This is a genomic window from Oceanobacillus sp. FSL H7-0719 (genome assembly GCF_045040795.1).
Classification (GTDB): Bacteria; Bacillota; Bacilli; order Bacillales; family Amphibacillaceae; genus Oceanobacillus.
In genome coordinates, this window is sequence record NZ_CP150301.1 from 232,751 (window position 1) to 246,103 (window position 13,353).

The following is a 13,353-nucleotide window of genomic DNA, read 5'->3' on the forward strand; positions in this document are numbered from 1 at the left end:
AATCTCATATTGTTGTTAACTTAAAGAAAGTGTAAGCTATTAAAAGGGGAGCTTAAAGTGAAAAAAGAAAATAAAACTGTTCACCTTTTGGAGGCAGCAATGAAATATTTAAAACAGATGAAGCAACTAACACGCTATTTTAAAAAGGATGTAGAAATCGAGACCAGTATTGCGAGTCTCGCTGAAGTATTAAATTGTTCAGAGCGCCATGTAAAGACCATTGTAAATTATTTAGCTGCGAATCATTTTATCGAATGGAAAACACAAAGAGGCCGCGGTAAGAAACCGCGAATAAGACTGCTATATAATTTGCAAGAAATAGAGCTTGCAGAAGCGAAGCAATTTGTCGAACTCGAAAAGTATCAGAAAGCTTTTGGTATTGTTGAGAATCTTGATTTAGCTGTTCAATCAACATTTCAGCAGTGGTTTACGAAGCGTTTAGGTATTAATGAAACGAACTTGTTGGAAAAAGATAAAGATATTTTACGTTATCCTTTCTATGAGACAAAGCTGCAAATGGATCCATTATTCATGTTATCGCGGCATGATGTCCATATGGTACAGCAGATTTTTGAACGATTAGTTGAGTTTAATCCTTCAACAGGAACAGTTATGCCGCGAATTGCACACCACTTTGCATCCGAGGAGGGGAAAAGCTGGACCTTTTATTTGAGAAAGGGCGTATTATTTCACCATGGACGAGAATTAACAAGTGAAGATGTGAAGGCTACATTCACTCGTTTTCTATCGGAGGAAAATATAATAAAAAATGTAGAATCCATTCATTGTATTTCAGATTATGTTATTGAATTCAATCTAAAACAGGCGAACTATTTATTTCCGCGTTATTTAGCGAGTTTAAAAGCATCGATTATTCCTATGGATGTGATTAATCAAAACGAGGCAGCGTTTCAAAACTTTCCTATTGGCAGTGGACCCTATCAATTGGTACGTAACGATGAAGAATTGGTGAGTCTAGATGTTTTTGAAAAGTATTATGGGCTGCGTCCTTGGCTGGATCGGATAGAAATTATCAAAGCTCCTTCTCGATTCCAATTGGAGCAAACACATCCTATCCTGTTGACTGCACCAAATGGTTCTTGGAAAAAAGTGATGTCAATGGAAGAAGGTGCAGACTTTATTACTTTTAATTGCAGAAAAGAGGGTCCTGTGAAGGAAAGAGACTTTCGAAAAATACTTTATCAAGTCATTGATCCAAAGGAATTTTGCTTGCCGGAAGAAAAGCTAGCTTATAGTTTTCTCACAAAGAAGCCAGTGCAGCAGCAGGTATCTATTGAGACGGAGACTGTAAGGGAAGCTGCTTATGATGGAGAGCTTGTCATTGCAGCGCAGGAAATCCGTGAAGGTGTGAACCATGAAAGAGAGGCGAGGATTTTAAAGAAACAGTTAAACAATGCTGGTATTTCAGCAAGGATAGAGCTTGTTCACGCAGCTGATTTTAAGAAATCACAAATACTTGAAAAATACGATTTATTTGTTTCCGGAATTGCATTATCTGAGGATCGGCTGCTTTCGGCTATAGCAACAATACAATCCCCTCAAGTCGCGATTTACCCATGTTTACCGGATGGAATGAAAGACCATATAAATCAAGAAGTGATAAAAATGATGAGAATCCAAAAGGAAGAAGAACGATGGATATCCTATTTTGCGATAGAAGATATTTTAGTAGAACAACATATGCTTCTCTTTCTAAACCATCGATCACATACTGTTTATGAATCAGAAGACAGTGAGTTTATGAATATCGAATTGGATAGTAATGGCAGAATTGATTATCGCAAAGTATGGAGGCGATAACATAGATCGAAAATAAGGGGGCATTGTGGATAGAAAAAGATTCAACTTTCATTCGGCTTAATTGCAGTTTATATAGGAAGAATGCATCTTCGACTGTTAGAATACAATTTCAGTTTATTTGGGTTTAGGGAGCATTTATCAAAGACATTTTTCTTGAATTTCAATTAATTTTGTCCAAGAATGCCCTTATCATGGGCAGTACTTCCAGACTTTAGTATCTTTAGGGGGAAAATCATACTGAATTAGGAAAGGCTGTGAGTTTAAATAAAATAATGAATCTCTCTTATAAAAAGGTAAAGAGTTTTTTACGTAATGAACCGATAATGTTATAAAATAAGTAAATATTTCTTTACATACTTTTAGGCAGCTGAGGCTATGCCAGTTAAAAATCATATTCGCAAAATTAGTTTAGAACGTAGGATAAAGCAAATTCAAATGGCTGAGGATTTGGAAGTAACGCGGCAAATATTTACTGCAATTGCAGTAAGCAAAAATAATTGGCATATATTGAAACCTTTTTCCTGAAAAAACGTATGAATGAGGAGCGTGGTTTTTACATATGGGTAAATATTGTTGTAACACGAAAGAGGATTATTCTATTATAACAGATTCAAAGAAGCGAAAGCAGCTTATTTCTGTTATGATTAAAGCTAGACAAAATAAGGGAATCATGTAATTTTGCAGTAGAAAAGCTTCTGATTTTATTACTTGCATTTATTCTGATGATTCAAAATAAGAGGGAGGGTCACTTTGAATACACAACCACCAGAGCTAACCCCAGAGCAAATTGCCAAATTTAAAAAATGGGGGAAAATATTTGGAATTATCTTTGGTATACTGCTTGCTATCGGGCTAATCTTTCTACTTAGTTTTAACTGGATTACCGATTATATTTGGATGGATAATCTTGGATTTGGCAGTATTTTTACCACAATATTAGGCAGTAAAGTATCATTAATTGGTGTTGGTTTTGTATTATTCTTTATTGCTTCTTTTATTACGCTCCAATGGATTCGCAGTTCTTATATTAGTCAGCTGCATTCCAGTCAGCTTCCGCCAATAATTAAAGAAAAGAAGTACGCAAGATTAGTAATTATGAGTATTTCATTTTTTGTTGGTATTTTAGGGAGTGCAATTGTTCAAGGGATCGGTTGGGAGCCATTGCTTAAATTCATGCAGCATGAAAGCTTTGGAGTAGCAGATCCGCATTTTAATATGGATATTTCTTTTTATATGTTTGTATTGCCTTTCGTAGAGATTATTGTTTATTTATTATTATCCTTGGCGGTACTTGCATTAATTATAGAAATTACCGCATATTCTCTATTCCATATGTATCGAATAAACCGAAAAGCACAGCTTCATATGGGTGTAACGATTGGACTTATCGGTTTGTTAATTGCAACAATTCATGTACTGGCACCATACCAAACACTTCTTTCAAATAGTGTAAACCTGTTTCAAAATAGCGTTGTTTATGGTTTAAGCTATACGGATAAGCTGATTAATGTTCCAAAGGCATATGTGTTAGCCGCCGTGGCAATTCTAGGTGCAATCTGGATGATTATTTCTTTATATCGCGGCAAAGTTAATTCAGCAATTATTCCGATTGCAGTCTATATTGGGTTACTTATTCTCGGTCAGGGTGCATCTATTGCTGTACAAAGCTTTATTGTTTCTCCAAATGAGTTTGCTAAAGAAACTCCATATCTTGAACGCAACTTGGAATTCACGCGTGCTGCATATGATTTAGATGCAATTGAAGAACAAGAGCACCCTGGAAATTATTCCTTGGATCAAGCAATGGTAGAAAGAAATACATTAACAATTGACAATATCCGAATTAATGATTCAAGACCGCTTCTGGATATCTATAATCAAATTCAGACATTCCGAGCTTATTATAAGTTCAATGATATTGACATTGACCGTTATGAAATTGATGGTGAATACCAGCAAGTATTTATAGGTGCAAGGGAGTTAAATACGGAGAATTTACCTGAACAAGCACAAACATGGGTAAACCGTAACCTTCGTTATACGCACGGCTATGGTATTGCGATGAGTCATGTAAATGAAATTACTTCACAGGGACAGCCTGAATACTTGACGAAAAATATACCTGCTGAAGGAACGTTCGAATTAGATCGTCCACAGATTTACTTTGGAGAAGAAGATTATAATGATGTTATTGTTAATACAAAAGTAGATGAATTTGATTATCCGTCAGGCGATGAAAATATTTCCAGCCGTTTTGAAGAAGAGGCAGGGATCCAATTAAATGGTTTGAACCGTTTGCTTTTTGCAATTGACCAAGCTTCATTCAGGCTTTTTGTTTCAGACCAAGTTGAGTCAGACAGCCGATTGCTAAAAACACGTAATATTGTTGACCGTGTAAATAAAATAGCACCATTCTTTGATTATGATGACGATCCGTATATTTTCGTCAGAGATGATGGCAGCCTTGCTTGGATAATCGATGTTTATTTAAAAGCAGAGAACTATCCATATTCGGAGCAGTTCAGCGGTAATGATAATTATATCCGCAACTCTGTGAAAGCTGTGATAGATGCTTATACAGGAGAAGTGAATTTTTATATTGTAGATCCTGATGAGCCGCTTGTTAAAACATATCAAACAATTTTCCCTGATTTATTTACGGATGAAATACCTGCAGATGTTCAGGAGCATTTCCGTTACCCAGAAGAATTGTTTAAGGTTCAGGCAGAAATGTATGGAACATATCATATGTCCAATTTGGAAGTATTCTATAACCGTGAAGACTTCTGGCAATTCCCGACAGAGAAATATTTTGACAAGGACATTGAAATGGAACCATACTATATTACAATGAAGCTCCCGGAGTATGAGGAAGAAGAATTTATCTTAATGGTTCCTTATACACCGAAGAACAGGCAGAATATGATTGCCTGGATGGGTGTGCGGAATGACGGGGAGAATTATGGTGAATTATTTGTTTATACCTTCCCTAAACAACGAAATGTTTATGGACCACAGCAAATAGAGAATCGGATCAATCAGGACAGTACGATTTCTCAGCAGCTCAATTTGTGGTCACAAGGTGGTTCGAAGGTCATTCGTGGTAACTTAATTGCAATTCCGATTGAGGATACAATTATGTATGTAGAGCCAATCTATATTGAATCTTCGAATGAAACGTCTCTGCCAGAAGTAAAACAGATTGTTGTCGCATATGAGGATCATATTGTAATGGAAAGTACCTTTGATAAAGCGATGAATGCATTGTACAAATTAATTGATCCTGAAGCTGCTTCATCAGACGATGAAACAGAGTCAGATGATGGAGAAACAACAGATCCATCTGCTTCTTTAGGTGGCGCTGAAGAAGTACTCCAAGAATTTTCAGGTTTATTTGATGAATACCAAGAAGCATTATCAAATGGAGACTGGGAAGAAGCAGGACGAATTATGGCTGAAATCGAGGAGATTTTGGCTACAATGGAATAAAAGTAAAGCAATCAGAAGACTGTGCTGCGAATAGAATTCGCCAGCACAGTCTTTTATGCCTATTGATTTAAATTTTTCACAATTCATAAAACAATTTATGTATATTCGTTGTAATTTTGGACATGCTTATTTGGTAGGAGATGGAATACCTTTAGCTGAAATCATTAAATCAGCATAAAAAGGACTACCAGAGAGGTGTAAAAATAATGATGATGTACAGAAGGCTAGGAATTTGTGTTCTAAATTTTGCTATTTTCCTAGCAGCAGTATCAATCGTAACTACTGAATTTAAAGAAAATGTGCGCGCAGAGAATATACAGCTAGATGATATCACAGCGACAACAGATGAAGAAGCAGAATTTAGAAAGTCGAAGTTGCAGGAGAAGCAGCTGAACTATAAAGCGGCACCTACAACTTATATTTCTAGTGATAGCATTGATGCACCAAAAACGCTGGAAGAAGCAATCGATTTTGAACAATATCCGAAAGCAAATGTAATTGCGACGGGATATACCGCCGGAATCGAGTCCACTGGAAAAACAGAGGCACACCCAGAATATGGAATTACCTTTTCAGGGGTACAAGTAAAAAGGGATCTATATTCGACGATTGCAGCAGATTTAAATGTATTTCCAATTGGGACAATCCTATATATCCCATCGTATGGATATGGGGTTGTTGCTGATAAAGGAAGTGCTATTCAAGGAAATAAAATTGATTTATATTATGAAACTGTAGAAGATGTTTATACCGAATGGGGTAAGCGTCATATTGATGTTTATGTGATTGAAAAGGGTACTGGTGAATTATCCGAGGAAGCTTTGGCTAACTTAAATGAAGATGAAGCAATGCAGGTATTCCGTTCACAATATACTTCGAATTAAAATATAAAAGTCAGAATGCAGGGATTTTCTGCATTCTGACTTTTTATTTAAAGAAACCATGGTTGTATAATGAACGCTACTGCAATACCGGTTATTGCACCAAAAAAAACTTCAATTGGTTCGTGTCCCAGCAATTCTTTTAAATCTTCCCGTCTTTCTTTATCTTTCTTTTTATTCCAGTCTTTAGCTTCTTCAAAGAAGTTCTGGAAGTCCTTCATGATCCGATTGAGGATTGCTGCATGTTCTCCTGCTTGTCTTCGGACACCAGAGGCATCATACATGGTAATTACACTGAAGATGCATGAGAGGGCAAAGATACTGGATGTCACACCTTCAACTATCCCAATTGCTGTAGTTAGTGCAGTGACTGCTGCAGAATGGCTGCTAGGCATGCCGCCAGTACTAAAAGCAATTTTAAAAGAAAGTTCGCGTGCAACGATTAATTTAATCGGTACTTTAATAAATTGCGCAAAAATAATTGCCGAGAACGCTGCCCATAGAGGGAAGTTAGAAAATACCGCCATAAAGGATGTCTTCCTTCCTGTATTTAGTGCACATGCTGCGTCAAGTTTAACACAATGCAGCAGACGAGTAAAACAAAAACAGCAGGGAAGACGGGTTGTGATTACTTATATTTTAGCTTTAATCCAAGCTGCTGGAATCCGTTTTGCTAATTGAACCATAAAGAATGCAGAAAGGAATGAAAGGGCTGTATCCTTTATAAGGAAAGGAATCATGCCTGCCCATGCAATAGCATAGCCAATTTCAAGTTCCAGCCATGTATTTAGTGCTAGATACATATAGGATACACCAAAGAGATAATTGATTGCCACACCAAAAATTGCAGTAATCGTATAAGCAGTAATCGTCTGTTTATTTATTATCTCCATCATCCAACCGCAGAAAAAGGCAACAAAAACAAAAGAAATAAGGAAGCCGCCAGTTGGACTAATTAACACAAAAGGACCACCTTGCAAACCGGCAAAAATCGGAAGACCGGCAGTTCCAATAAGAATATATGTAATAATTGCAAAAGCTCCAAGACGTTTCCCTAACATAAATCCAGCAATAATTGCAAAGAAAGTTTGTAAGGATAAAGGTACACTTGTACCGCCGATTGGGACTGCCAGCATTGGAAACCAAACTGTAATATTGGCACCAACAGCCATTAAACATACAAATACAGCACCAAATGTTAAATCAATTGGTTTTAATTTATTCAAAATATTCCCCTCCTTTTTTATTGATAATATATCTAACGGCAAACATTGTCAACTATATTTTATATTGGGTGACAAACAAAAACACCTCCGTGATTACGAAGGTGTTGTAATTTATTATAAATTATAGCGCTGTTTCAAGAGAGATCTCAATCATTTCATTAAATGTCGTCTGACGTTCTTCTGCAGTTGTTTCTTCCCCAGTAATAATATGGTCAGATACAGTTAATACAGATAGTGCCTGGCGATCGAATTTGGCAGCTAACGTATAAAGTGCGGACGATTCCATCTCAATTGCCAGAACTTTATATTTTGCTAATAAATTATTAACTTCTATTGCATTATCTCGATAGAATGAATCACTTGTGAATATATTTCCTACACGAATATTTAGTCCTTTTTCAAGTCCAGCATCATATGCTTTTTTCAGCAATTCGAAGTCTGCTATAGGAGCATAATTGATTCCGCCAAATATTAGATTATTCGCTTGGGAGTCTGTAGTTGCACCTTGTGCAAGGATGACATCACGTACTTTAACATCTTTTTGAATAGCTCCACATGTTCCTACACGAATTAACTTTTGCACGTCATATTCATTGATTAGTTCATTTGCATAAATAGAAATTGAAGGAACACCCATCCCTGTTCCCTGTACGGAAACTTCTTTACCTTTATATTTCCCTGTGAAACCATACATTCCACGTACTTCGTTATAAAGTTTAACATCCTCTAAAAATGTTTCAGCAATATATTTCGCTCTTAATGGATCGCCAGGCAATAGAATTGTATCTGCAATATCACCTTTTTTTGCTCCAATATGTACACTCATTTAAATATCCTCCTTTATTCTGTCTCTTTAAAATAACGGTATCATAATCAAAAATAATTGACAAATTTCAACAAAATAAAAATAAAATGCAAGAAGCTCGATATTCCTATAATATTAGTTTAAAATTAGATGAGAATTGTTTATAATAAACAATATAGATATGGTTTGTATTAGCATACTTTAAATAGAGTGAAGGGAAGAGATTTTATATGAAAGCACAAACATTTACAATCACTGCTGAAACAGGAGTTCACGCAAGACCAGCAACATTGCTAGTGAATAAGGCGGGGCAATATGCTTCAGAAATTGAAGTATCCTACCGTGACAAAAAAGTTAATCTTAAATCAATTATGGGTGTAATGTCTTTAGGGATTCCTAAAGGAGCTGAAATCGAAGTTACATTCAATGGCAATGATGAAGAAGAAGCATTAGAAGGTATCTCTGAAATTATTAGAGAACACCTGGGAGAGTAATGGATTGATCATAAAACGGATCCGAGCATCGACTGTGATGTATGGATCCGTTTTTTGATTCTTTAAGTGGGGAAGGGACAGCTTGTTTGTTTTTGAATTTCACGATACCTGCTTATAATCCGGATTCTGGTTCGTTATTCATTATATTTGTGAATAAAGCTTCAAATATACCTCATTCTCCAAGTGATTCAATACATTTAATGCCTTTTCGCTATAGGCCGTGGCTTCCTTTTCGAGTTTATCACGGTAAGCTCCTACTGCTATTTTAAGTGATTCATTATAATGTGGAATTTCTTCTTCATAAGCATGAACTGCTGGTTTTTTGACGTTCATTTTTTCATGATAGGCAAGTGCTTTTCTTTCGTGAAAGAAGACATTCTCAGTTTGTTTCATATTATGCAGGTCTCCTTGCAGCGGATGTTTTAATACTGCTCGTACTTCGATAAGGTAGCGATCTCCTCGATCCTCTTTCACCTCTCCAATATATGTGCCTGAGCGATAATGTGCTTTCACAAGCGAGCCAATTCGTATATCTGCCATGGTTATCAACCTCCTAATCTTATTTTGCCAAAGTTATGGATAAGTTGCGAATAATTCTCATCATTTTAATTAAATCCTTTTTTTGATATACTAATTTTAAAGGATGTGATTGAGAATGATTTACATGCCATTTTTATATTTTCCGGAAGACAAATCTGAATATATTCCAGCAACAATCATGTTAGTCATATTTATGGCACTTGCAGTTGCAGCTCTAGTCTTTATGGTTAAGAAGAATAAAAAAGATGAAAAAAAGTTTGAAGAGAAATATGAGACGCAGCTCAAATCTGCTGAAAAAGCTGATAAAGCAGAAACAACTAATAAATAATCAATTTCTTATATATGTTTAGAAAATCCTTCAAATACGAATACTATGTAATAGTATTCAAGAAGGAGCAGGGAACCATGAAAAGATTATTTCTTATCCCATTTTTACTGCTTGCTGCATGTACACAAAGCGGATATGATACAACGAAAGAAATTGAAATGATTGATACTGCGGGTGACAAGGTAGGAACAGCCACCTTAAGTGAACAGCCTGAGGGCGTTCGCATTAAATTAAAATTAGACGGAATAGCCCCGGGAGTGCATGCTATCCATGTACATGAATTTCCTAAATGTGAACAACCAGATTTTACTAGTGCGGGTGAACACTTTAATCCAGACGGAAAAGAGCATGGTAAGATGAATTCCAAAGGCCCTCATCTAGGAGATCTGCCTAATATTGAAGCAGATGCAGCTGGTAAAGTAGATGTCGAACTAATGCTTTCTGAAGCGACTTTAATGGATGGAAAGCAATCGTTAGTTAGAGATGAGGGGACATCACTTATTGTCCATGAATCACAGGATGATGGCTATAGTCAGCCGAGCGGCAATTCAGGTGCAAGAATTCTCTGTGGTAAAATAACTGCAGACAAAAAAGAATAGCATGCAAAAAAACAAGCACCAATTATAGGGCGCTTGTTTTTTTATTGGCCGTTCAGCGATTTTTAACTGCTGAAATCATTCGCTCGACAGCTTCCTCTAATGTAGCACGAGGACAGCCAATATTCATCCGCATAAATTGTTCAGCTTCTTCACCATAATCAATGCCCGCATTAAGACCAACTTTTGCTTCTTTCACAAAAAATGTGCGTAAATCTGCTGCACTTAACCCAAGTGCTGAACAATCAATCCATAATAAATACGTACCTTCAGAATTTACTACCTTTAATTCAGGTGCGTGCTTCTCAAAACTTTCTTTTACATAGTGGTAGTGACTTTCCATCAATTCCATTAATTCATTGAGCCATGGTCCGCCGTAAGTGTAGGCTGCCTCCATAGCAATATTACCCATTGTATTTAACGAGTTATTAAATCCTTGTTTATTAAAGGAAATATCAAGTGCTTTTCTTTTTTCATCATCCGATGTAATGACATACGACGCATCCAGCCCTGCCAGATTAAATGTTTTTGAAGGTGCCATACAAGTAATCGTCTGCTCAGCTATTTCCTCAGAGAGCGATGCAATAGGAATATGCTTTTGCCCAGGGAAAACAAGGTCACCATGAATCTCATCCGAAAGAATCAATACATCATATTTTAAACAAAGTCTTGCCATTTCTTCGAGTTCGCCTTTTTTCCAAACCCGTCCAACTGGATTATGTGGTGAACATAGAATAAATGCCTTTACACCTTGCTTAAGCTTCTCTTCGAAATCATTAAAGTCAATATAATAAGCCCCATTCTCATACTGCAATGGGTTCTTAACTATATTTCTATCATGAGTTTTTATTACATTATAGAAAGGAGGATAGACAGGTGTCTGAATTAAAATATTATCCCCTGGCTCTGTAAATGCCTGGATTGCTATATGTAAACTTGTAACAACCCCATTGCTAAAAGATAACCACTCTGGTTTAATTTCCCAGTTATGACGTGCTTGATTCCAGTTAATGATGGCATCTTTCAGTTTATTATCAACAATTGTATATCCATAAACTCCATGTTTTGCACGTTCCATCAAAGCTTCATTTACTTCTCTAGGAGCTTTAAAGTCTGTATCTGCAACCCACATTGGAAGTACATCACTAGACTCAAATATCGTATCAAGCATATCCCACTTTACGGATTTGGAATTTGTGCGATTAATAATCTCCTCGAAATATCCCATAACATTACCTCCAATTCAATTTATACAGCCATTATAACAAATAAATCATGCTTGCAATAACCTAAGCGTGATTTAAAATGTCAATTATGGGCTTGTTAAAATAAACAAAAAAAAAGCAAAGCGCGATACGCTCTGCTTACAGGGGGAATACGAGAAAGTCTTACAGTTTTATTATTACCCATTATCAGAAAAGCTAAACATAAATTTAAACTTTTTTGCAACTTTTAGTGAAAAACATGCGTTACATAGATAAGAACAGTGTTAAGGAGAGGGGGAAATTGAGGTGGATGAGCAAGAAATTATAAGGCTGGCTAAGGAAAATGACGATGTTTCTTTTGAAAGATTAGTAATAAATCCAGGATGCCATTCATTCTATTTTACTTTTATGATTAATCTCATGAAGAAATTGCAATGTTATTTCACAAGAGTTGAAGTAATTGAAAAGCACCGATTATGAAAGGTGCTTTTTATTTAGTTAAAATATAGCGCTTGCTTTACTGAAATGCTATTATGTAGGTGTGTAATATTCAGAATAAACTATATACATTAAACGAGAAAAGTACCTGGTAGCTGTTTGCATTTAAGAAGAATACTTATTCAGAGGAAAGGCAATATGAAATCTTTATACGCTGATATGTTAATAGCCAGGGAGTGAGAATATTGGATTTAGGCACACCGATTGCAATAGGGAATACAGCAAAAGTTTACCTTTATAAAGACAAGATTTTTAAAATATTTAAAGCGAATCTGCCTAAAACGGAATCCCATTATGAGGCTGAAAAACAACGACTCGCTTTTTCACATGGTTTAAATGTTCCTGAGGTAATCGATGTTACTGTAATAGATGGACAGCAAGCTATTATTATGGAATATATTAAAGGCAGAACGATTGGAGATATAGTATCTCAAAACATGGATCAGACGGAGTATTATATGAATATTTCTATTGAAGTACAACAAAAAATCCATGCAGTTGATGTTGACTCACTCGAGCGGATGTTTGACAAACTCCAACGTCAAATTGCAGCCGCTGCTCATCTAGAAGAAAGGCAGAAATCTTTCCTGATAGATAAAATGGCATCGATTACATATCAGAATAGACTTTGCCATGGAGATTTTCACTTTTTAAATTTAATTCTTTCTGATAGTGGCTTAGTAACGATTATAGATTGGGTGGATTCAAGTGCAGGCGATATTCGTGCTGACATATATCGTACATATCTCTTATATTCACAGCTTTCTAAAGAACTAGCTGAAATGTATTTGCGGTTATATTTAAAGAAAAGCGACTTATCCAAGGAAGAGATTTTTCAATGGGCACCAATCATTGCGGGAGCGAGATTATCAGAAAATGTAACCTCAGAAACAACTGAACGTCTCTTGAAAATAATTAATGATCAATATCCGTTATAATCAGGTTATTATTTTACACTTAACTAATTGTGAAACTATTATAGTTTTTTAGCAGGAGGATATGATGGAAAAGACACCTAAACATATTATTGCTGTATCTGCACTTATCACGAATGATAACAATGAAGTGTTATTAGTAAAAGTACAGTGGAGGCAGGATACGTGGGAGATGCCGGGAGGACAGGTAGAAGAAGGGGAAGCATTGGATGAAGCTGCAGCAAGGGAAATACTGGAGGAAACGGGACTCGTGATTGAACCTGTTGGTATTACTGGAGTTTATTATAATACAACGAAGCACATTTTATCTGTCGTTTTTAAAGGGAACTATATTAGTGGAGATATTCAACACCCACCTGAAGAAATCAGTGACGCAAGATTTATCGAAATAAATGAAGCGAATATCGAACGCTATATAACGCGCCCACATATGAAATCAAGAACGCTTGATGCGATAAATGCGGAGAATATTATACCTTATGAAACCTGGGAAGTCAGTCCATATCATTTGATAGGCAGGTTATTTTAATTTGCT

14 protein-coding genes are annotated in these 13,353 nt (G+C 36.0%); 9 read left to right on the plus strand and 5 right to left on the minus strand.

From position 1 onward, the window contains the following. Nucleotides 1-57: 57 nt before the first annotated feature. From NST93_RS01140 to NST93_RS01150, 3 genes are all read left to right on the plus strand, one after another. Nucleotides 58-1,821 (plus strand): ABC transporter substrate-binding protein, encoded by a 1,764-nt coding sequence (locus tag NST93_RS01140; protein ID WP_405100397.1) that lies wholly within the window; start codon nucleotides 58-60, stop codon nucleotides 1,819-1,821. A gap of 750 nt (nucleotides 1,822-2,571) precedes the next feature. Beyond that, on the plus strand, nucleotides 2,572-5,310 hold the full coding sequence (locus NST93_RS01145; RefSeq protein WP_405100399.1) for a UPF0182 family protein: 2,739 nt from the start codon (nucleotides 2,572-2,574) through the stop codon (nucleotides 5,308-5,310). A gap of 206 nt (nucleotides 5,311-5,516) precedes the next feature. After that, the gene (locus NST93_RS01150) at nucleotides 5,517-6,194 is read left to right on the plus strand and encodes a 3D domain-containing protein (protein ID WP_405100401.1); all 678 of its coding nucleotides are present in this window, start codon (nucleotides 5,517-5,519) and stop codon (nucleotides 6,192-6,194) included. A gap of 47 nt (nucleotides 6,195-6,241) precedes the next feature. On the opposite strand, the gene NST93_RS01155 is transcribed toward NST93_RS01150, so the two are convergent. The 3 genes from NST93_RS01155 to deoD form a co-directional block, all read right to left on the minus strand. Then, on the minus strand, nucleotides 6,242-6,718 hold the full coding sequence (locus NST93_RS01155; protein WP_405100403.1) for a divergent PAP2 family protein: 477 nt from the start codon (nucleotides 6,716-6,718) through the stop codon (nucleotides 6,242-6,244). 105 nt (nucleotides 6,719-6,823) lie between these two features. Next, nucleotides 6,824-7,417 (minus strand): biotin transporter BioY, encoded by a 594-nt coding sequence (locus tag NST93_RS01160; RefSeq protein ID WP_405100405.1) that lies wholly within the window; start codon nucleotides 7,415-7,417, stop codon nucleotides 6,824-6,826. 121 nt (nucleotides 7,418-7,538) lie between these two features. Beyond that, nucleotides 7,539-8,243 (minus strand): purine-nucleoside phosphorylase, encoded by a 705-nt coding sequence (gene deoD, locus NST93_RS01165; RefSeq protein ID WP_405100407.1) that lies wholly within the window; start codon nucleotides 8,241-8,243, stop codon nucleotides 7,539-7,541. 209 nt (nucleotides 8,244-8,452) lie between these two features. Here deoD and NST93_RS01170 point away from each other — a divergent pair, with 209 nt between their 5' ends. Continuing rightward, the gene (locus NST93_RS01170; protein ID WP_405100408.1) at nucleotides 8,453-8,716 is read left to right on the plus strand and encodes a phosphocarrier protein HPr; all 264 of its coding nucleotides are present in this window, start codon (nucleotides 8,453-8,455) and stop codon (nucleotides 8,714-8,716) included. Between the two features lie 141 nt (nucleotides 8,717-8,857). Here the strand turns inward: NST93_RS01170 and kapB are convergent, their stop codons facing one another. Beyond that, nucleotides 8,858-9,256: a sporulation phosphorelay system protein KapB gene (gene kapB / locus NST93_RS01175; RefSeq protein WP_405100410.1), complete on the minus strand. Its 399-nt coding sequence runs from the start codon at nucleotides 9,254-9,256 to the stop codon at nucleotides 8,858-8,860. A 115-nt stretch (nucleotides 9,257-9,371) separates the two neighbouring features. Here kapB and NST93_RS01180 point away from each other — a divergent pair, with 115 nt between their 5' ends. Continuing rightward, on the plus strand, nucleotides 9,372-9,584 hold the full coding sequence (locus tag NST93_RS01180; protein WP_405100412.1) for a hypothetical protein: 213 nt from the start codon (nucleotides 9,372-9,374) through the stop codon (nucleotides 9,582-9,584). 77 nt (nucleotides 9,585-9,661) lie between these two features. Then, nucleotides 9,662-10,183, plus strand: a complete 522-nt coding sequence (locus NST93_RS01185; RefSeq protein WP_405100414.1) for a superoxide dismutase family protein — start codon at nucleotides 9,662-9,664, stop codon at nucleotides 10,181-10,183. Nucleotides 10,184-10,235: 52 nt separating this feature from the next. On the opposite strand, the gene NST93_RS01190 is transcribed toward NST93_RS01185, so the two are convergent. Next, complete coding sequence (locus tag NST93_RS01190) at nucleotides 10,236-11,408, minus strand: MalY/PatB family protein (protein WP_405100416.1); 1,173 nt, start codon at nucleotides 11,406-11,408, stop codon at nucleotides 10,236-10,238. Between the two features lie 283 nt (nucleotides 11,409-11,691). Between NST93_RS01190 and NST93_RS01195 the strand changes: the two genes are divergently transcribed. The 3 genes from NST93_RS01195 to NST93_RS01205 all read left to right on the plus strand — a co-directional run bounded on the left by NST93_RS01195 (nucleotide 11,692) and on the right by NST93_RS01205 (nucleotide 13,347). Continuing rightward, entirely contained in the window at nucleotides 11,692-11,865 is a 174-nt protein-coding gene (locus tag NST93_RS01195) for a hypothetical protein (protein ID WP_405100418.1), read from the plus strand. Between the two features lie 203 nt (nucleotides 11,866-12,068). Continuing rightward, nucleotides 12,069-12,821, plus strand: coding sequence for a phosphotransferase family protein (locus NST93_RS01200; RefSeq protein ID WP_405100420.1), 753 nt, complete (start codon nucleotides 12,069-12,071; stop codon nucleotides 12,819-12,821). Nucleotides 12,822-12,882: 61 nt separating this feature from the next. Continuing rightward, complete coding sequence (locus tag NST93_RS01205; RefSeq protein WP_405100422.1) at nucleotides 12,883-13,347, plus strand: NUDIX hydrolase; 465 nt, start codon at nucleotides 12,883-12,885, stop codon at nucleotides 13,345-13,347. Nucleotides 13,348-13,353: the final 6 nt, after the last annotated feature.

Excerpts from the sequence above, each read along its gene's own strand:
- NST93_RS01150 (WP_405100401.1), top strand. The coding sequence starts at position 5,517 with ATGATGATGTACAGAAGGCTAGGAATTTGTGTTCTAAATTTTGCTATT.
- NST93_RS01155 (WP_405100403.1), bottom strand. The coding sequence starts at position 6,718 with ATGGCGGTATTTTCTAACTTCCCTCTATGGGCAGCGTTCTCGGCAATT.
- deoD (WP_405100407.1), bottom strand. The coding sequence starts at position 8,243 with ATGAGTGTACATATTGGAGCAAAAAAAGGTGATATTGCAGATACAATT.
- NST93_RS01170 (WP_405100408.1), top strand. The coding sequence starts at position 8,453 with ATGAAAGCACAAACATTTACAATCACTGCTGAAACAGGAGTTCACGCA.
- kapB (WP_405100410.1), bottom strand. The coding sequence starts at position 9,256 with ATGGCAGATATACGAATTGGCTCGCTTGTGAAAGCACATTATCGCTCA.
- NST93_RS01180 (WP_405100412.1), top strand. The coding sequence starts at position 9,372 with ATGATTTACATGCCATTTTTATATTTTCCGGAAGACAAATCTGAATAT.
- NST93_RS01185 (WP_405100414.1), top strand. The coding sequence starts at position 9,662 with ATGAAAAGATTATTTCTTATCCCATTTTTACTGCTTGCTGCATGTACA.
- NST93_RS01190 (WP_405100416.1), bottom strand. The coding sequence starts at position 11,408 with ATGGGATATTTCGAGGAGATTATTAATCGCACAAATTCCAAATCCGTA.
- NST93_RS01205 (WP_405100422.1), top strand. The coding sequence starts at position 12,883 with ATGATGGAAAAGACACCTAAACATATTATTGCTGTATCTGCACTTATC.